The following is a 17,575-nucleotide window of genomic DNA, read 5'->3' as shown; positions in this document are numbered from 1 at the left end:
AGCAATCACAGCAGCGTAAAAATTTGTGTGATAAAATAACATCACTCGCAACCTGGAGAACGCTTATGTCAAATCTGTCGCCCGACCAACTGCTTACTCAGGCAGAGACACTCTGTCTGCAACGCGGTGTACGTCTGACCTCACAACGCGCCGAGGTGCTGCGCCTGATGGCAGAACAGAATGGATCGATCAGCGCCTATGATTTGCTGGATCAGTTGCGTGTCAGTGAGCCCCAGGCAAAACCCCCCACTATTTACCGTGCACTGGACTTCCTGCTGGAGCAGGGTTTTATCCATCGTGTGGAGTCCAATAACAGCTACGTGGTTTGCCATCATTTCGATGAACCGGCACATACCTCAGTCATGCTGGTGTGCGATCGTTGTGCCGCAGTCAGTGAAAAGCACGCGCATGGCGTGGAAAAGATCATTGCAGGCCTGGCCGAACAGGCCGGTTTTTCCTTGCGACACAGCGTCATAGAAGCACACGGTCTGTGTGAAAATTGTGTTGAAGTAGAAGCCTGTACGCATCACGAAAGCTGTGAGCACGATCATCAGGTAGAAAGTAAGAAGCGGGGTAAAAAAGGATAGATGGCACATCCCTGTGCCAGCCCGATCATCACGATCGGAGGGCAGGAGCATCGTCCTTAAACGGGTCCGTTACCAGCGATAATCCTTGTTGTGACTTTCCCAGTCTTTAACTTCTCGCTCGGCCTGATCTTTTGCGTAGCCGTAGCGTTCCTGAATTTTCCCGACAAGCTGATCGCGTTTCCCTTCAATGACCGTCATATCGTCATCCGTCAGCTTGCCCCATTTTTCTTTCACTTTCCCTTTGAATTGTTTCCAGTTTCCGCTCACTTCGTCTTTGTTCATAACCTTTCTCCATGTTATGTCGAGTGATAGTGGTGGAATACCCAACGCCAGCGGGTAAAACCAACATAAAGCGCTACTCATTCGCGCTGATAAGGATAACTATAGTAGACATTACGGAATGGTTAGCACACTTACGGATTATTCTGTATTCAAAGCATCATAGTTAACTGTTTGCGAACCAGCTGTCATGACGCCAGTGACGACGCCAGACGAACCAGAGCGTTATTCCACGCACGGCCAGAAACACCGTCACCGCCAGCCACAATCCATGATTACCTAACCAGGGAAGCGTCAGTAATGACAGGCCATAACCGAGCGCCGCCAGCGCCATGCTGTTACGCATTTCCCGGCCGCGCGTTGCCCCGATAAACATGCCATCCAACAGGTAGCACCACACGCCCACTAACGGCATCACCACCTGCCATAGCAGATAGCGATCGGCCGCATCGCGTAATGCCTCCAGTGAAGTCAGCAGGGCCACGATATGGGTGCCAAATAACGCATAAATCGCCGCAAACAGCAGCGCGACCAACCCCGCCTGACGGCAGGCAGCATGCCAGATGAGCAATAGCCGGCTGCGATCTTTGGCACCGACGGCTTCACCAGAACACGCTTCAACCGCATAAGCAAAGCCATCCTGTGCATACGCGGTGAAAGTCAGAAACATCAACAGCACCGCATTGACCGCTACCACATCCGGGCCAATACGTGCACCGAGTATCGTCAGGGAAGCAAAGCAGATTTGTAGCAGGAAGGAGCGCAGCATAATGTCGCGATTGAGGCGAAACAGACGAGCAGCATCACCGCGCCAACTCTCCCGCAGCATCGCCAAATCAATTCCGCGCAGCTTCAATACACGCGCCACCATCCATAATCCGACGGCAAGTGTCGTATATTCAGCCAGTGCCGTTGCTGCTGCGGCACCTGCTACGCCCCAATGCAGCCCCAACACAAACGCCAGATCCAACAGGATATTGACCAAATTCCCCACCACCAGTAGCACCACTGGCGCACGCGCATATTGCACCCCCAACAACCAACCGAGGATGACCAGGTTTGCCAGCGTGGCGGGAGCGCTCAGCCAGCGAATCTGAATGAACAATTGCGCCTGCTGTTGGACCTCCTGGCTGCCACCCATCAGCACCGCTGCCAGATTACTGACTGGCGTGCGCAGCAAAATAAACAGCACACCGGCCACCAGGGCAATGAGTAAAGGCTGGGTAAGCGCCCGAGCCAGTGCCTTTTTGTTGCCAGCACCAAATGCCTGAGCAGTCAGCCCGGTGGTGCTCATACGTAAAAACAGCAGCAACATAAAGATGAAACTGGTCGCCGTGGTGCCAACCGCCACACCGCCGAGATAAATGGGACTATCGAGATGACCAATGACGGCGGTATCAACCACGCCAAGTAGCGGAACAGTGATATTGGAGAGAATCATAGGCAGCGCCAGCCGCCAGAGTGCTTTGTCAGAGGAGGAAAACAGCTGCATCAGCACGTCCCGGTTTGCTGCACTACCGTCTTGTCAGAGAATAAAACCACGGCAGCACAGAAGGCTGCCGTAGCAGGGGGAATCAAGGTATCAGAGCCACTCGCCGTTACGCACAATGCCTACCGCCAGCCCTTCTACCGTCAGGGATTGTTCGCGGGTATCGACAACAATCGGCTGGAAGTCGCTGTTTTCCGGCAGCAGTTGCACAATTGCGCCCTGCTTTTTCCAGCGCTTCACCGTGACTTCGTCATCGATACGTGCGACGACAACCTGGCCGTTACGCACTTCCTGTGTTTTGTGTACCGCCAGCAGATCGCCATCCATAATGCCGATATCTTTCATCGACATGCCGCTGACACGCAGCAGGAAATCAGCGCTGGGTTTGAACAGGTTAGCATCGACCTGGTAGTGCGCTTCAATGTGCTCCTGCGCCAGCAAAGGTTCACCCGCAGCGACACGGCCAACCAATGGCAGCCCCTCACTGGCTTCTTCTTCCATCAATAAACGAATGCCGCGCGAAGCGCCGGAAACGATCTCAATAACGCCTTTACGCGCTAATGCTTTCAGGTGTTCTTCTGCCGCATTAGGTGAGCGGAAGCCCAGCTGCGAAGCAATTTCCGCACGCGTTGGCGGCATGCCCGTCTGGTTAATATGGTCGCGAATCAGATCATAGACCTGTTGCTGCCTGCTGGTTAACGCTTTCATCCCGCCCCCTGGTTGTTTATACAGTCGCTGTGAGTATATACAGGTATTGGTGAAATGGAAACCAAAACTGAGGGAAAAATCAGCGAGTTGATGAATCCGGAATCCTTATCGCAAATGTGACCAAAGCAGCGCGATCCAGACAAACAGCGCCAGTAAAATAGCCAGCAACACGGCGGCCGATCCCATGTCTTTCGCGCGTCCAGCCAGCGGATGGCGTTCCTGACCAATGCGGTCGACCACGGCTTCAATGGCGCTATTCAGGATCTCAACAATGACCACCAGCACTACGGAACCAATCATGAGTACGCGGGAAATCGCATCAACATCCAGCCAGCACGCCACTATAATTGCCACTAATGCGGCAATAGCTTCCTGGCGAAACGCTGCTTCATGTGTCCAGGCAGCGCGCAATCCCTGCCAGGAATAACCGGCTGCTTTCACTATCCTGAGAAAACCGGTGACGTTATTTGCCATGTCGTTGAACCCTTTACTCGTTTTGACGTCAATGTCTGGGCAGCCGGAGTGGTGCAGCCACAGATTTTCGCGGCGCATTCTGGTATGCTTGCCGCGCTTTGCTAACAAGAGGCTTGAAGTTGTCTATGTCAGGTTGGCGTAAACTTTATTATAAATTATTGAATTTACCACTCTCCATTTTGGTAAAGAGTAAGGCCATTCCCGCCGATCCCGTGTCCGAGCATGGACTGGATCCGACGCGGCCTATCCTGTATGTACTGCCTTATGATTCCAAGGCCGATCTCCTCACACTGCGTTCGCAGTGTCTGAAACACGATCTGCCCGATCCGCTCGCACCGCTGGAAATTGACGGCTCATTGCTGCCGCGACATGTGTTTATCCACGATGGACCGCGTGTTTTCCCGTATTTCGTGCCGAATCTGGAGTCCGTAAAGCTGTTCCATGACTACCTTGATCTGCACCGCAGCAACCCGGAACTGGATGTACAGATGCTGCCAGTATCGGTGATGTTTGGACGTGCACCAGGACGTGAAGTTCAGGGGGAATCCACCCCTCACCTGCGTATTCTGAACGGTGTGCAGAAATTCTTCGCCATTCTCTGGCATGGTCGCGATAGCTTTGTGCGCTTTTCGCCGACCGTTTCACTGCGCCAGATGGCGACCGAACACGGTACGGATAAGTCGATAGCCCAGAAACTGGCACGCGTGGCGCGGATCCACTTCGCCCGCCAGCGTCTGGCTGCGATTGGCCCGCGCTTGCCCGCCCGCCAGGATCTGTTTAATAAGCTGCTGCAATCGAAAGCGATTGAAAAAGCGGTGGAAGACGAGGCGCGCAGCAAAAAGATTTCCCACGAGAAAGCACAGCAAAACGCCGTCGAATTGATGGAAGAGATTGCTGCCGACTTCTCGTATGAAGCTATCCGCGTCACCGATCGCGTGATGGGCTGGATGTGGAGTCGTCTCTATCAGGGGATCAACGTGAATGGTGGCGAGCGAGTGCGCCAGTTGGCACAGGATGGACATGAGATCGTTTATGTCCCCTGCCATCGTAGCCACATGGATTACTTGCTGCTTTCCTACGTTCTCTATCATCAGGGACTGGTGCCGCCGCACATCGCCGCAGGTATCAACCTGAATTTCTGGCCCGCCGGGCCGATTTTCCGTCGCCTTGGCGCGTTCTTTATTCGCCGCACCTTCAAGGGCAACAAGCTTTACTCTACGGTCTTCCGTGAATATCTGGGCGAGTTGTTTAATCGCGGTTATTCGGTTGAATACTTTGTGGAAGGCGGGCGCTCACGTACTGGCCGCTTGCTGGAACCAAAAACCGGCACGCTGTCGATGACATTGCAGGCATTGCTACGCGGCGGTAGCCGTCCCATCACCTTCGTGCCGATTTATATTGGCTACGAACATGTGATGGAAGTCGGCACCTATGCCAAAGAACTGCGTGGTGCAGCGAAAGAAAAAGAAGGCTTTATGCAGATGGTGCGCGGCCTGCGTAAGCTGCGCAATCTTGGCCAGGGTTATGTGAACTTCGGTGAACCCCTGCCGTTGGTGAACTATCTGAACAAACATGTGCCGGAATGGCGCGAGGCGATTGATCCGATCGAGCCGCAGCGTCAGGCGTGGATGAACCCCGCAGTGAATGACATCGCTAACCGCCTGATGGTGCGGATTAACGATGCGGGTGCCGCCAATGCCATGAACCTGTGCGTCACCGCGTTACTGGCTTCTCGTCAGCGTTCGCTGACCCGCGAGCAGCTCATTGAGCAACTGGAGTGTTACACCCAATTGCTGCGCAATGTGCCCTACTCACCGGAAGCCACGGTGCCGAATCTCAGCGCTGAAGCCCTGCTGGATCACGCGATGGGCATGAATAAGTTCGAGACTGAGCAAGATAATATCGGTGACATCATCATCCTGCCGCGTGAGCAGGCAGTGTTGATGACCTACTATCGCAACAACATTCAACACATGCTGGTGATGCCGTCGCTGATTGCCGCGATTGTGCAGCAGCATCGTGAAATCAGTGAAGCTGAATTGTTGCGTCAGGTCGCGCTGGTCTATCCGATGCTGAAGAGTGAACTGTTCCTGCGCTGGAGCAACAATGAGTTGCCTGAGCTGATTCAGTCGCTGTGCAACGAGATGGCGCGTCAGGGTCTGATCACGCAACAAAACGGTCAGGTACAAATGACCACCGCGCGCTATCGCACGCTACAACTACTGGCGGCGGGTATCCGTGAAACGCTCCAGCGTTTTGCCATCACCTTCTCGATTCTCAGTGCGAAACCCACCATCAACCGTGGCACGCTGGAAAAAGAGAGCCGTACGCTGGCACAGCGTTTGTCGGTGCTGCACGGCATCAATGCCCCTGAGTTCTTTGATAAAGCGGTGTTCACCGCGCTGGTACTGACCCTGCGCGATGAAGGCTATATCAGCGACAGTGGCGATGCCGAGCCAGGACAGACACAAGCCATGTGGCAAATGCTGGCCGAATTGGTGACCAGCGATGTGCGTCTGACCATCGAGAGTGCAGTCGCTCACGATTAAGGTGCTAATTAAAAAGCCGTCATCCACTGGATGACGGCTTTTTTACTTCAACAATCGCACGAAAAATCGCGCTGCTACAGCAAATCGATAAACGGCTGAGTATTCAACAGAATACCGATAAACAGCACCAGACCAACGTAGTTGTTATTCAGGAATGCCTGGAAGCAGGGTTCGCGCTCGCGTTGAGCTATCAACTTCTGCTGATGGACAAACAAGCCTGCCGCTAACAGCAGCGACCAGTAAAACGCGCCATTCAGATTCAGCAGCATCCCCACCAGCACCATCAGACCCAGCGTTGCCAGCTGCAACAAGCCGATGATCAACTTGTCATAGCGACCAAACAGAATGGCCGTCGATTTCACGCCTATCTTTAAATCATCGTCCCGATCCACCATAGCGTATTGTGTATCGTACGCGACCGTCCAGCACAGGTTGGCGATAAATACCAGCCAACAGACTAAAGGTAAGGACTCACTAACTGCCGCCCAGCCCATGGGAATGGCCCAGCCAAAAGCAGCGCCCAGCACCACCTGTGGCAGATGGGTATAACGCTTCATGAAGGGATAAACCCAGGCCAGCGCCAGCCCCACCACTGACAACATAATCGTCATGCGATTCATGGTCAGCACCAGCAAAAACGCCAGCAGAGCTAAGCCCACAAACAGCAGCTTCGCTTCTTTTTCCGTCACCAGCCCACTCGCCAACGGGCGTGCCGCGGTACGTTTCACATGTCCATCGACTTTACGGTCAGCGTAGTCATTAATGACGCAACCCGCAGCACGCATCACAACGACACCCAACACAAACACCAGCAGCACCGGGAGTGGGGGAATCGCCATGCCGGATAACCACAGCGCCCATAGCGTTGGCCACAGCAGCAGCAGCGTGCCAATCGGTTTATCAATGCGCATCAGGCGGCTGTAGGCCTGTAATTTATTTATTCCCAGGGTCTTTTGCACAATCCTTATCCTTAATCCAGCGCGCGGTAAAGCGGCGACGCCGGTAAAAACAGTTCAGTTAACAACAGCGGTTTGCCGGAGAGGCGTAAACGGGAACGCCGACCCCACAGCGCACCGACTTGACCCGGATCGATAAAATCTCGCGTCAGGGTAGAGTCAGCAAACAGATAGCGCCCGAGTGGGCGTGTACCAAGCTGCTGTAGCATCTGCTCAGGGCCATTAAGCGTGCTTTCCGGCACCAGGGTGCGGCCAGCCAGCCAGGGCACACCATCGCCGCATAACAAAATTTCTCGCAGCCAGAAGCGCTGATCGGCGGGTAGCAAATCCCCTTCCTCTTGCAGTTCACCGGCATCAATAAAGGCTTCACGTACCAGTTGCACCGTGACTTGCTGGCAATGCTGCTCAAAGCGTCGTGTCATCGAGTCTTCTTCCATTAGCCAGTCGAGCAAGGGTGCGGTTAGCAGCGGGGAAGAAGCAGGCAGCCAGTGTAGCGCGCGCAATTGCGCCAGCGCATCCTGAGACATAAAAACTCTCCACAGAAAAAAGTGCGCCCAGTGTAACGCACCACCGCCGCAGCGCGAATAACGAAGCGTTGCCGGAAATGCGTTGTAAGTTAATTCAATGCAAAACCGCTATGCTTGCTTCAGTTCACCAGGCTACTAAGGAGATGTCATGACGCCAGAACAACATCAGGATCTGTTAAACGCACTGGAGCAACCCCTAAACGACCAGGCACTCAGCTGGGTCGCCACACAAAACAGCCTTACCACTGCTCAATTCGCTCAGGGCAGCCGTTTCCAACAGGCCCAGCAAGCGACGCTGCATTGGCTGAATGACAAGTCCAACATTCCCTGGGTTACCCACTATCGCGAGAGCCTGTATAACTTCTGGCAGGATGAGGAACATCCGCGCGGTATCTGGCGGCGTACTAACGCGGTCTCCTATCAGAGCGCCGAACCCGAGTGGGAAACCGTGCTGGATTTGGATCAACTCAACCAGCAGGAAAACAGCCACTGGAGTTTTCATGGCGCCCAGCCACTCTACCCCGACTACGCGCGTGCGCTGATTTACCTCTCCAGCGGCGGCGATGCCTGTGAGATACGCGAGTTTGATCTGGTCAGTAAGACCTTTATCAACGACGGCTTTTTTCTCCCTGTCAGCAAAAGCCGGGTGAGTTGGGTAGATGAAAACACCCTTTTACTCAGCCTGGATGCGGGGGGCGAAACCCTGACCTCTTCCGGCTATCCACGCTGTGTCCGTCGCTGGCAGCGCGGCACGTCCCCTGAATCCGCCCCGTTGATTTACGCAGGTGAGGTCAACGATCTCTCGGTTTCTGCCTGGCGTATTCATACTCCGGGTTATGAGAAAGAGTTGGTGTATCGCGGGATCGATTTTTACCGTCATCAAACCTGGTTACTGAAAGATCAGGGCCAGCTGGAACACATTGCCATCCCGGATGATGCCACTGCCGGTTTTTTCAAAGAGTGGCTGCTGGTTACCCTGACCAGCCGCTGGCAGATAGCGGATGAGGTCTACCCGGCTGGCGCGTTACTGGCGATTAACCTGGACGATTTTCAACAGGGAAAACGCCACTTCACTCCCCTGTTTACGCCAGATGTGCACACCACATTGAATAGCTACTCTGCCACGCGTGATTATCTGTTGATCGATAAGATCCGTGACGTGGTGGAAACCGTCAGCGTACTAACGTGGGCAGAAGGAGAGTGGCAGACGGTTGAGGAGATCAGCCTCAATGATGCCACCAATGTGTTTGCGCATGCGCTGGATAATGAGAGCAACCGCTACGCACTGATCAGCCACGGTTTTTTGCAGCCGAGACGTCTGAGCTGGGGTGACTTTGATCGACAAACGCGCGTAGAGGTGAAGCAGGATCCGGCCAGCTTTGACGCCACAAACTTTGCAGTAACGCAACATTTTGCGCTATCGCTGGATGGCACCCCTGTTCCCTATTTCCAGGTTAGCGCCAAAAATCTGACGTTGAGCGGCGATCACCCGACGTTACTCAATGGCTACGGCGGCTTTGAAGTTTCACTGACGCCCTCTTATCTGGGTGCGAAAGGCGCGACATGGCTGCAAAAAGGCGGCGTTTACGTGGTGGCAAATATTCGCGGTGGGGGTGAGTATGGCCCGCAGTGGCACCAGGCGGCGTTGAAAGAGCATCGTCACCGGGCTTATGAGGATTTTGCTGCTGTCGCTGCTGACCTGGTCGCGCGCAATGTCACCTGCCCGGCACGTCTTGCCGCACGCGGCGGCAGCAATGGCGGATTGCTGATTGGCAATATGTTGACGGACTACCCCGCATACTTCGGCGCGTTGGTCTGCGAAGTTCCGCTGCTGGATATGGCGAACTATCATCGCTGGCTGGCAGGCGCATCCTGGATTGCGGAATATGGCGATCCGGACAAACCGGAAGAGTGGCAATGGCTGAAAAACTATTCCCCCTTCGACAAGGTTCAGGCCGATAAAACCTATCCTCCCACCCTGTTTACCACCGGAACCCGGGATGATCGCGTGAGTCCGGCGCACGCCCGTAAAATGGTGGCGCGGATGCAGCAACAAGGACATCAGCAGGTTTGGTTATATGAAGAAACCGAGGCCGGACACGGTAACGCGCCAGAGAAAGGACAGATTGCATTCAAGATGGCGTTAGTGGAGGAGTTTTTGTGGCAAATGTTAATGGGTAACTAAGGGATGCGTAGCGGCGCGATTTATCGCGCAATTTCGTGCGCGCTGAAGGAAAAGCACGCTCGATACGCGCCGCTACGAACGTGAAATTACTCGCGTTTCAATCTGTTGCTGTTCGCGAGCCACAGCGTCACCACCAGAATCAGAATGGCGGCGGAGTAGCACAGCGTATCGAACGGGTTTTTATGGTCGACGATAATCAACCGAATGATCGCAGTGATGCCGATATAGACGAAATAGCGCAATGGGAAGTGATAACCAGACTGGAAATACTTCACAATCAACGCGATAAATTCGAAATAGAGAAAGTAGATCACAATCCCTTCGATCAGCAGAAAGGACGACGCCTGTTCGCCGGTGCTAAACAGCACGTTGGCCAGATGAATGGTTTCCTTACCCAGGAATACCACCAGAATGATCGCCAGGATCACCAATCCCAGGTTCAACACCCATTGCAGAGCCGTGGCAATCAGTTGCCCCGCCGCTGATTTTTCAGTCATTTTTGCGCCTTAATAAAACGAGTTATCTCTGGCGCTATCATGCGGTAGTGTGATCAAAATCACAATATGCTCAGACATCCACATCCACGCACAGCGCATCATAGCGCCAGTACTCACAGTCGCAGTCGATGACACGTTTGTGCTGATCACGGTTGGTGCGGGTAATCAGCAATCCTGGCGTGCCGCTGGCGACATTTAATGCTGGCGCGGCATGGGCGGGTAATGGCCCTGGCAGGATAGTAAAACGTGCACCGCCGTAACGAATGCCATAGCGGTGGTTATACAGATCAGTCAGGGAACGGGTGAGGTCCTCGTCAAGCAGGCCCGGAAAATAGTGTGGGTTAAGATAGTGCTCCACATACAGCACCGCGCGCCCATCAATGCGGCGCAGACGGCGAATCAGGTAAACCTCATCGCCTTCAGCCAGTTGCAGTTGATGCGCCACCGAGGACTGCACCGGCGCTTTACGCGCTTCAATCACCTCAGTGCTGGCAATCCGCCCCTGTTGGGCAGCCATCGCGTGAAAATGGCTGTGGTGCAACGGGTTGTACACCAATCTCGGCGGGGCGAGAAACCAACCGCGGCGCAATTCACGGTAAATAACACCCTGTGCCTCCAGCGATCCCAGCGCTTCACGCAAGGTAATACGCGTGGTGGAATATTGTTCGCTCAGGCTGCGTTCCGCAGGCAAACGCCCGCTGGTGAACTCGCCTGCGTCAATCCGACTATGCAGCGCGGCTGCGATGACATCTGCCGTTTTCGACAACATCTTTAAAGCCTCATTTTGGGGCGAAGCTGCACTATGACAGTTCGATGACATTCTAATGACAACGTAAACCTGGTCTCAATGCCTTCCGAACATCTGTGTGGATCGGCGCTCTACACCACATTTTACCGCCTTAGTCATAAAACCTTCATCTGCAACAGCTAAATTGGCTCGGTTCTTGCTGGACTAGACCAAGATGTCCCTCAACTTACACCGGGAGCAACTGAGATGAAAGCGTTAATCGCCTCTGTAGTAGCCAGTGCCGTACTGCTTGCGTTGCCAGCCGCGCAAGCCGCCGACAACGACCTCGCCGCGTTGGAAAAAGCCGCGCGCAGTGAAGGTCAAATCAACAGCGTCGGTATGCCAGATAGCTGGGCCAACTGGAAAGATACCTGGAATGACATCAGTAGCAAATATGGCCTGAAGCACAGCGATACCGATATGTCATCGGCGCAGGAGCTGGCTAAATTTGCCGCCGAAAAAGAAAATGCCAGCGCCGATATCGGTGACGTGGGTGCCGCTTTTGGCCCGGTCGCGGTAGCGAAAGGTCTGGCACAGCCCTACAAGCCGACGCACTGGGATCAGGTGCCGGACTGGGCGAAAGATAAAGAAGGCAACTGGATGCTGGCCTATACCGGCACCATCGCGTTCCTCGTCGACAAGCAGCAGGTGAAAGATGTCCCGCATAGCTGGGCCGATCTGAAAAAAGGTAAGTATGTGGTCACTATCGGTGACGTCGGTGTGGCTGCTCAGGCTGCCAACGGTGTTCTGGCGGCTAACTACGCGCTGGGCGGTGACGAGAAAAACCTGAAACCGGCACTGAACTTCTTTGCTGACCTCGCCAAACAAAGCCGTCTCGGCGTGACCGATCCGGTAATTGCCAACATTGAGAAAGGCGAAATCCAGGTTGCTGTGGTGTGGGACTTCAACGGTCTGAACTACCGCGATCAGATCGACAAAAACCGCTATGAAGTGGTGATCCCATCCGACGGTTCCGTGACGTCTGGCTACACCACCATCATCAACAAATACGCCAAACACCCGAACGCCGCCAAACTGGCGCGCGAATATATCTTCTCTGATGCCGGTCAGACTAACCTGGCAAAAGGTTACGCACGCCCGATTCGTGCCAAATACCTCACGCTGCCAGCTGACGTGCAGGCCAAACTGCTGCCGGAATCTGAGTACAAAAATGCCCGACCGATCAAAGACCAGGCTGCCTGGGATAAATCGTCAAAAGCACTGCCGCGTCTGTGGCAAGAGAACGTGATCATCAATATGCAGCAGTAAGGAGAAGGGGATGAAAACAATCCTGGTGGTACTGGATGGGCTGAGCAATCAGGTGGCACAGCACGCAATGGGTTACCTGTTTGCCGAATGCGCGCAGGGCAATGGCCAATATTACACCCTGACCTGCGAGTTGCCGTCGCTGTCGCGGCCGCTGTACGAATGTATTCTCACCGGCATCCCGCCGGTGCGTAGCGGCATCATTCATAATGGCGTCAGTCGGTTGAGCAAAGAGCGCAGCATCTTCCATTATGCCCGCGCCGCCGGTTTAACCACCGCAGCTGCGGCGTACCACTGGGTGAGTGAGCTGTATAATCAGACCCCGTTTAACGCAGCGCGCGACCGGCATACGGTCGCGCCTGACCTGCCCATTCAATATGGGCACTTTTACTGGGACGACGGCTATCCGGATTCCCACCTGTTTGAAGATGCCGAAAGCCTGCGTCTGCGCCACGACCCGGACTTTATGCTGATCCACCCGATGAATATTGACGATGCCGGGCACAAACATAGCCTGTCGTCACCACAGTATCGCAACCGTGCGCGCATGGCCGATGGTTATCTGTCGCACTGGATGCCAGGCTGGTTGGCTGCCGGTTACCAGGTGATTGTCACCGCCGACCACGGCATGAACGACGATCGCTCTCACGGCGGGATTCTGCCGGAGGAAACCAACGTGCCGCTGTTCGTGTTTGGTGAAGGCTTCTCAAAACAGCCGGATCTGCAACCACGACAGACCGAGTTGTGCGGCATCGTCTGCACCCTGTTGGGCGTCGAGCATGATAAACCGGTATGCCGTGACCTGCTGGCGGAGCCGCGTCATGAAGGGTAAGGGCCTGGCGCTACTACTGTTGCTGCCGTTCGCCCTGTTCTGGGTGGCATTCCAGCTCGCCCCTTTGCTGTGGATCGCCATCAACAGCTTCTGGAGCGACATGAACGAAAGCTGGGGACTGGATAACTACAGCGATATCCTGACCTCGCCATTCTATTTACAGGCTTTTCGCCTGTCGCTGGATATCTCGATTTGGTCGAGCATTTATGGCCTGTTAATCGCGCTGGTCGCCGGATACTCACTGCATCAGATGGGCAGTGGACGCTTTCAGCGCTTTTTGATGTCGTTTACCAATATGACCAGCAACTTCGCCGGCGTGCCGCTGGCGTTTGCCTTTGTCATTTTACTCGGACTGAACGGCTGCCTGACGTTGCTGCTGCGCCATTACAATTTGCTGGAAAGCTTCAAACTGTTCTCGCGCGACGGCATGGTGATTGTCTACACCTGGTTCCAGATCCCGCTCGGCATTTTGCTGCTCTACCCGGCTTTTGATGGCTTGCGTCAGGACTGGCAGGAATCCGCCGCGTTGCTCGGTGCCAGCCGCTGGCGCTACTGGTGGCATATCGGGCTACCGATTCTGTTCCCGGCCCTGCTCGGCACCTTCGTGATTCTGCTCGCCAACGCCCTTGGTGCTTACGCCACCATTTATGCGCTCACCACTGGCAACTTTAACGTGGTGCCGGTACGTATCGCCGCCCTGGTATCGGGTGATATTTCGCTGGATCCTAATACCGGCGGCGCGCTGGCGATGCTGTTGGTGCTGTTGATGGCGGTGATTACCGTGGTGCAGCAGTATCTGGTGCGCCGCAGTTATCTCAACGCCAAACCGTCCTGAGGAGCGGCCCATGTCTCGCGTCGAAAAACTTTACCATCGCCTGATTGTCTGGCTGCTGCTGGTGATTCTGGCGGCTCCGCTGTTGGCAACGCTGTTGTATGCGCTCTCCTCCGACTGGAGCAACACCATTCTGCCGCAGGGCTACACGCTGAAATGGTTCTTTGAACTCTGGAGCGACAGTCGTTTCCTGACGGCGCTCGGCCATTCGCTGTTGATTTGCTTTGGTGCGCTGTTGTTCTCGTTAGTGCTGGTGCTGCCTGCGATGTTTGTGATCGCTTACTACTTTCCGAAGCTGGACTCGGTTATGAACGTGCTGATTCTGATGCCGTTCGCCGTACCGCCGGTAGTGTCATCGGTCGGCTTGTTGCAGCTTTACTCCTCATCACCGCTGATGCTCACCGGCACGCCGTGGATTCTGATTGGCTGTTATTTCACCATCGCGCTGCCATTTATCTATCGTGCCATCTCCAACAATATGCAGGCCATCAACCTGAAAGAGTTGATTGATGCCGCGCATCTGCTGGGCGCCAGCACCTGGCAGGCAGCGCTGTTTGTGGTGCTGCCGAACCTGCGCAAAGGTGTATTTATAGCCGTGCTGCTCTCCTTCTCTTTCCTGATAGGTGAGTTTGTATTCGCTAACCTGCTGGTCGGCACCCGCTATGAAACCTTGCAGGTTTACCTCTACAACATGCGCAACGGCAGCGGCCATTTCACCAGCGCGCTGGTGATCTCCTATTTTGTTGTCGTCCTGCTGGTCACCTGGCTGGCGAATGCCCTCAATCCTGAACGAGGCTGACCATGAGTTACCTGAACGTTACAAAGCTGAATAAAAGCTACGGCCCAACCACCATTTTCGAAAATATCGATTTCAGCGCCGACGAGGGCGAGTTCGTCACCCTGCTCGGCCCAAGCGGCTGTGGTAAATCAACGCTGCTGCGCTGCATTGCCGGGCTGACCTCGGTCGACAACGGGCAAATTCTGTTGCAGGGCCAGGATATCGTGCCGTTGCCGCCGCAGAAACGTACCATCGGCATGGTGTTTCAGAGCTATGCCCTGTTCCCGAATATGACGGTAGAAAAGAACGTCGCCTTCGGCCTGAAGATGCAAAAACTGGCGGCAAGTGAAATCCAAAGCCGGGTGATGGAAGCGCTGGCGCTGGTGGAACTGACCGACTTCGCCCGCCGCTATCCCCACCAACTGTCAGGCGGCCAGTGCCAGCGCGTGGCGCTGGCGCGTTCGCTGGTGACGCGGCCACGTCTGCTGCTGCTGGATGAACCGCTGTCGGCGCTTGATGCCCGTATTCGCCGCCATCTGCGCGAGCAAATCCGCAATATCCAGCAGGAACTGAAGCTCACCACCATCTTCGTGACGCACGACCAGGAAGAAGCGCTGACACTGTCAGATCGCATCGTGTTGATGAATCGTGGAAAAATCGTGCAAAACGGCAATGCCGAAGCGCTATATACTCAACCGGCCGATCTGTTTGCCGCCGGGTTTATCGGTAACTACAACCTGTTGAGTGCCGAGCAGGCAACGCAGTTAACCGGCCAGACGTTCACCGGTCAGGTGGCGATTCGCCCGGAATCGATTCTGATGGGTGCGCCAGAGTCAGGTATTGCGGCCACCATTATCAGCCACAGCCTGCTGGGTAACGTGATCCGTTATCGTGTGCTGGCGCACAATGTGGAACTTTCGGTCGATGTTCTGAACCGTAGCGTGGCAGATTTACACCCCGCCGGGATGCAGATTGGGCTACAGTTAGAGATGTCGACGTTGCGCCAGGTCGCTTAAATTACAGGAAAAATTAGCAACGCAACGTGACGATATCTTGTACAGGTTGCGCTCTCCGTCAGGCTGGCAACCTGCTTTAAAGCCTGACGGTAAAGGAGCCAGCTTACGTGTTAACCCTGTTAAACCTGTTATCTGCCGTGGCCCTGTTGGTGTGGGGCACACACATTGTTCGTACCGGCATTATGCGTGTGTATGGTGCCGATCTGCGTCGGGTACTTAGCCGCAGCGTCGAGAAAAAGCCGATGGCGTTTCTCGCCGGGATTGGCGTCACCGCGTTGGTGCAAAGCAGCAACGCCACCACCATGCTGGTCACCTCATTCGTCGCGCAGAATCTTGTCAGCCTGACACCCGCCCTGGTGGTGGTGCTGGGTGCTGACGTCGGTACGGCCGTCATGGCACGTATCCTGACCTTCGATCTTTCGTGGTTGTCGCCGCTGTTTATCCTGTTTGGCGTGATCTTTTTCCTCGGTCGAAAACAAACCCGTCTCGGTCAACTGGGACGAGCCAGCATCGGCCTCGGTCTGATCCTGCTGGCGCTGCAACTGATTGTCGCCGCCGCGCGCCCGATTACCCAGGCAGCGGGCGTACAGGTCATCTTTTCCACGCTGACCGGTGATGTGATGCTGGATGCCCTGATTGGCGCGGTGTTCGCCATCATCAGTTATTCCAGTCTGGCGGCGGTGTTGATTACCGCCACCCTGACCGCCACCGGGGTGATCTCCTTCAAAGTCGCGCTTTGTCTGGTGATTGGTGCCAATCTTGGCAGCGGCCTGCTGGCGATGATTAACGCCAGCGGCTCCAATGCTGCCGGCAAACGTGTCGCACTTGGCAGCCTGCTGTTTAAACTTATCGGTAGCATCGTGATTTTGCCGTTCGTTAATACCGTGGCAGACGTATTGGATAAGCTGCCAGTTAACGACGAAGAGTTGGTCATTTTCTTCCATGTGTTCTACAACCTGATCCGCTGCATCGTGATGGTCCCCTTCGCCGATCCGATGGCGCGCCTGTGCCGCCGGATGATTAGCGATGACGCAGAAACTGACACCGTGCTGAAACCGAAACACCTCGACAGCAGCGCGCTGGATACCCCCGCGCTGGCGCTGGTCAATGCGGCGCGTGAGACGTTACGCATTGGCGATGTGGTTGAGCAGATGGTCGAAACCTTCAGCAAGGTGGTGCACGGCGAGCTACGCGAGGAACGCGCGGTGCGACGGCTGGATGATGATGTTGATGTGTTGTACACCGCCATCAAACTCTATCTGGCACGTATGCAAAAGGAGGATCTGGCGGAAGAGGATTCGCGCCGCTGGGCGGAGATCATCGAAATGGCGCTTAACCTGGAACAGGCGGGCGACATTATCGAACGCATGAGCGCTGATGTGGCCGATAAAGCGCTGGCCGCACGCCGTGCCTTCTCACCGGAGGGGCTGGAGGAGCTGGAGACATTGCAGGAGCAGTTGCTGAATAACCTGCGCCTGAGCCTGTCGGTGTTTTTATCCCACGATGTCGCCAGCGCCAAACGTCTGCGCCGTTCCAAACATCGTTTCCGTATTCTGATTCGACGTTTTTCCCATGCCCATGTTGAGCGTCTGCATCGCCAGAACGTGCAAAGTATCGAAACCAGCTCGTTGCATCTGGGATTACTGGGAGATATGAAGCGTCTGAATTCGCTGTTCTGCGCCGTAGCCTACACGGTGCTGGAACAGCCGGATGACGACAGGGATGATGAATAATAGCCAAGGCACCTTGCGTAGCGGCGCGATTTATCGCGCGGATTTTTCCCGCATCGCGCACGGAACTGCGCGATAAATCG

17 protein-coding genes are annotated in these 17,575 nt (G+C 55.0%); 9 read left to right on the top strand and 8 right to left on the bottom strand.

Annotated features, from left to right (window positions below):
* Nucleotides 1–65 precede the first annotated feature (65 nt).
* Nucleotides 66–587 carry a zinc uptake transcriptional repressor Zur gene (zur, locus tag AC6I8T_RS01660; protein WP_021184082.1) on the top strand — a complete coding sequence of 174 codons (522 nt, stop codon included), beginning with the start codon at nucleotides 66–68 and terminating at the stop codon, nucleotides 585–587.
* 69 nt (nucleotides 588–656) lie between these two features.
* Here zur and AC6I8T_RS01655 read toward each other — a convergent pair whose 3' ends face one another.
* The 4 genes from AC6I8T_RS01655 to AC6I8T_RS01640 form a co-directional block, all read right to left on the bottom strand.
* Nucleotides 657–869, bottom strand: coding sequence for a CsbD family protein (locus AC6I8T_RS01655; protein ID WP_021184081.1), 213 nt, complete (start codon nucleotides 867–869; stop codon nucleotides 657–659).
* 163 nt (nucleotides 870–1,032) lie between these two features.
* Complete coding sequence (gene dinF, locus AC6I8T_RS01650) at nucleotides 1,033–2,358, bottom strand: MATE family efflux transporter DinF (RefSeq protein ID WP_208724608.1); 1,326 nt, start codon at nucleotides 2,356–2,358, stop codon at nucleotides 1,033–1,035.
* A 90-nt stretch (nucleotides 2,359–2,448) separates the two neighbouring features.
* On the bottom strand, nucleotides 2,449–3,063 hold the full coding sequence (gene lexA, locus AC6I8T_RS01645) for a transcriptional repressor LexA (RefSeq protein ID WP_021184079.1): 615 nt from the start codon (nucleotides 3,061–3,063) through the stop codon (nucleotides 2,449–2,451).
* A 105-nt stretch (nucleotides 3,064–3,168) separates the two neighbouring features.
* On the bottom strand, nucleotides 3,169–3,537 hold the full coding sequence (locus AC6I8T_RS01640; RefSeq protein ID WP_208724607.1) for a diacylglycerol kinase: 369 nt from the start codon (nucleotides 3,535–3,537) through the stop codon (nucleotides 3,169–3,171).
* A gap of 125 nt (nucleotides 3,538–3,662) precedes the next feature.
* On the opposite strand from AC6I8T_RS01640, the gene plsB reads away from it, so the two are divergent.
* Nucleotides 3,663–6,086 (top strand): glycerol-3-phosphate 1-O-acyltransferase PlsB, encoded by a 2,424-nt coding sequence (gene plsB, locus AC6I8T_RS01635; protein WP_208724606.1) that lies wholly within the window; start codon nucleotides 3,663–3,665, stop codon nucleotides 6,084–6,086.
* 74 nt (nucleotides 6,087–6,160) lie between these two features.
* Here the strand turns inward: plsB and ubiA are convergent, their stop codons facing one another.
* Both ubiA and ubiC read right to left on the bottom strand, forming a co-directional pair.
* Entirely contained in the window at nucleotides 6,161–7,045 is an 885-nt protein-coding gene (ubiA, locus tag AC6I8T_RS01630; RefSeq protein WP_208724605.1) for a 4-hydroxybenzoate octaprenyltransferase, read from the bottom strand.
* 11 nt (nucleotides 7,046–7,056) lie between these two features.
* Nucleotides 7,057–7,569, bottom strand: coding sequence for a chorismate lyase (gene ubiC, locus AC6I8T_RS01625; RefSeq protein WP_021184075.1), 513 nt, complete (start codon nucleotides 7,567–7,569; stop codon nucleotides 7,057–7,059).
* Nucleotides 7,570–7,717: 148 nt separating this feature from the next.
* Here ubiC and AC6I8T_RS01620 point away from each other — a divergent pair, with 148 nt between their 5' ends.
* The gene (locus AC6I8T_RS01620; protein ID WP_497833448.1) at nucleotides 7,718–9,754 is read left to right on the top strand and encodes a prolyl oligopeptidase family serine peptidase; all 2,037 of its coding nucleotides are present in this window, start codon (nucleotides 7,718–7,720) and stop codon (nucleotides 9,752–9,754) included.
* An 86-nt stretch (nucleotides 9,755–9,840) separates the two neighbouring features.
* Here the strand turns inward: AC6I8T_RS01620 and psiE are convergent, their stop codons facing one another.
* Both psiE and AC6I8T_RS01610 read right to left on the bottom strand, forming a co-directional pair.
* Nucleotides 9,841–10,251 carry a phosphate-starvation-inducible protein PsiE gene (psiE, locus tag AC6I8T_RS01615; RefSeq protein WP_013507480.1) on the bottom strand — a complete coding sequence of 137 codons (411 nt, stop codon included), beginning with the start codon at nucleotides 10,249–10,251 and terminating at the stop codon, nucleotides 9,841–9,843.
* Nucleotides 10,252–10,321: 70 nt separating this feature from the next.
* Complete coding sequence (locus AC6I8T_RS01610; protein WP_208724603.1) at nucleotides 10,322–11,020, bottom strand: UTRA domain-containing protein; 699 nt, start codon at nucleotides 11,018–11,020, stop codon at nucleotides 10,322–10,324.
* Nucleotides 11,021–11,245: 225 nt separating this feature from the next.
* Here AC6I8T_RS01610 and AC6I8T_RS01605 point away from each other — a divergent pair, with 225 nt between their 5' ends.
* From AC6I8T_RS01605 to AC6I8T_RS01580, 6 genes are all read left to right on the top strand, one after another.
* Nucleotides 11,246–12,307 (top strand): ABC transporter substrate-binding protein, encoded by a 1,062-nt coding sequence (locus AC6I8T_RS01605; RefSeq protein ID WP_021184072.1) that lies wholly within the window; start codon nucleotides 11,246–11,248, stop codon nucleotides 12,305–12,307.
* Between the two features lie 10 nt (nucleotides 12,308–12,317).
* Nucleotides 12,318–13,136 carry an alkaline phosphatase family protein gene (locus tag AC6I8T_RS01600; protein WP_208724602.1) on the top strand — a complete coding sequence of 273 codons (819 nt, stop codon included), beginning with the start codon at nucleotides 12,318–12,320 and terminating at the stop codon, nucleotides 13,134–13,136.
* Complete coding sequence (locus tag AC6I8T_RS01595; protein WP_021184070.1) at nucleotides 13,126–13,971, top strand: ABC transporter permease; 846 nt, start codon at nucleotides 13,126–13,128, stop codon at nucleotides 13,969–13,971. Before AC6I8T_RS01600 ends, AC6I8T_RS01595 begins: the two co-directional genes overlap by 11 nt.
* Nucleotides 13,972–13,981: 10 nt before the next feature.
* Complete coding sequence (locus AC6I8T_RS01590; protein ID WP_021184069.1) at nucleotides 13,982–14,767, top strand: ABC transporter permease; 786 nt, start codon at nucleotides 13,982–13,984, stop codon at nucleotides 14,765–14,767.
* Between the two features lie 2 nt (nucleotides 14,768–14,769).
* Nucleotides 14,770–15,762 carry an ABC transporter ATP-binding protein gene (locus tag AC6I8T_RS01585; RefSeq protein ID WP_208724600.1) on the top strand — a complete coding sequence of 331 codons (993 nt, stop codon included), beginning with the start codon at nucleotides 14,770–14,772 and terminating at the stop codon, nucleotides 15,760–15,762.
* 107 nt (nucleotides 15,763–15,869) lie between these two features.
* Complete coding sequence (locus AC6I8T_RS01580; RefSeq protein ID WP_021184067.1) at nucleotides 15,870–17,495, top strand: Na/Pi cotransporter family protein; 1,626 nt, start codon at nucleotides 15,870–15,872, stop codon at nucleotides 17,493–17,495.
* Nucleotides 17,496–17,575 lie beyond the last annotated feature (80 nt).

It is taken from the genome of Pantoea sp. X-Soil-OKNW-556, from assembly GCF_059730695.1.
Note: the sequence above shows the minus strand (reverse complement) of the source record. Positions and strands in the feature narration are given on the sequence as shown.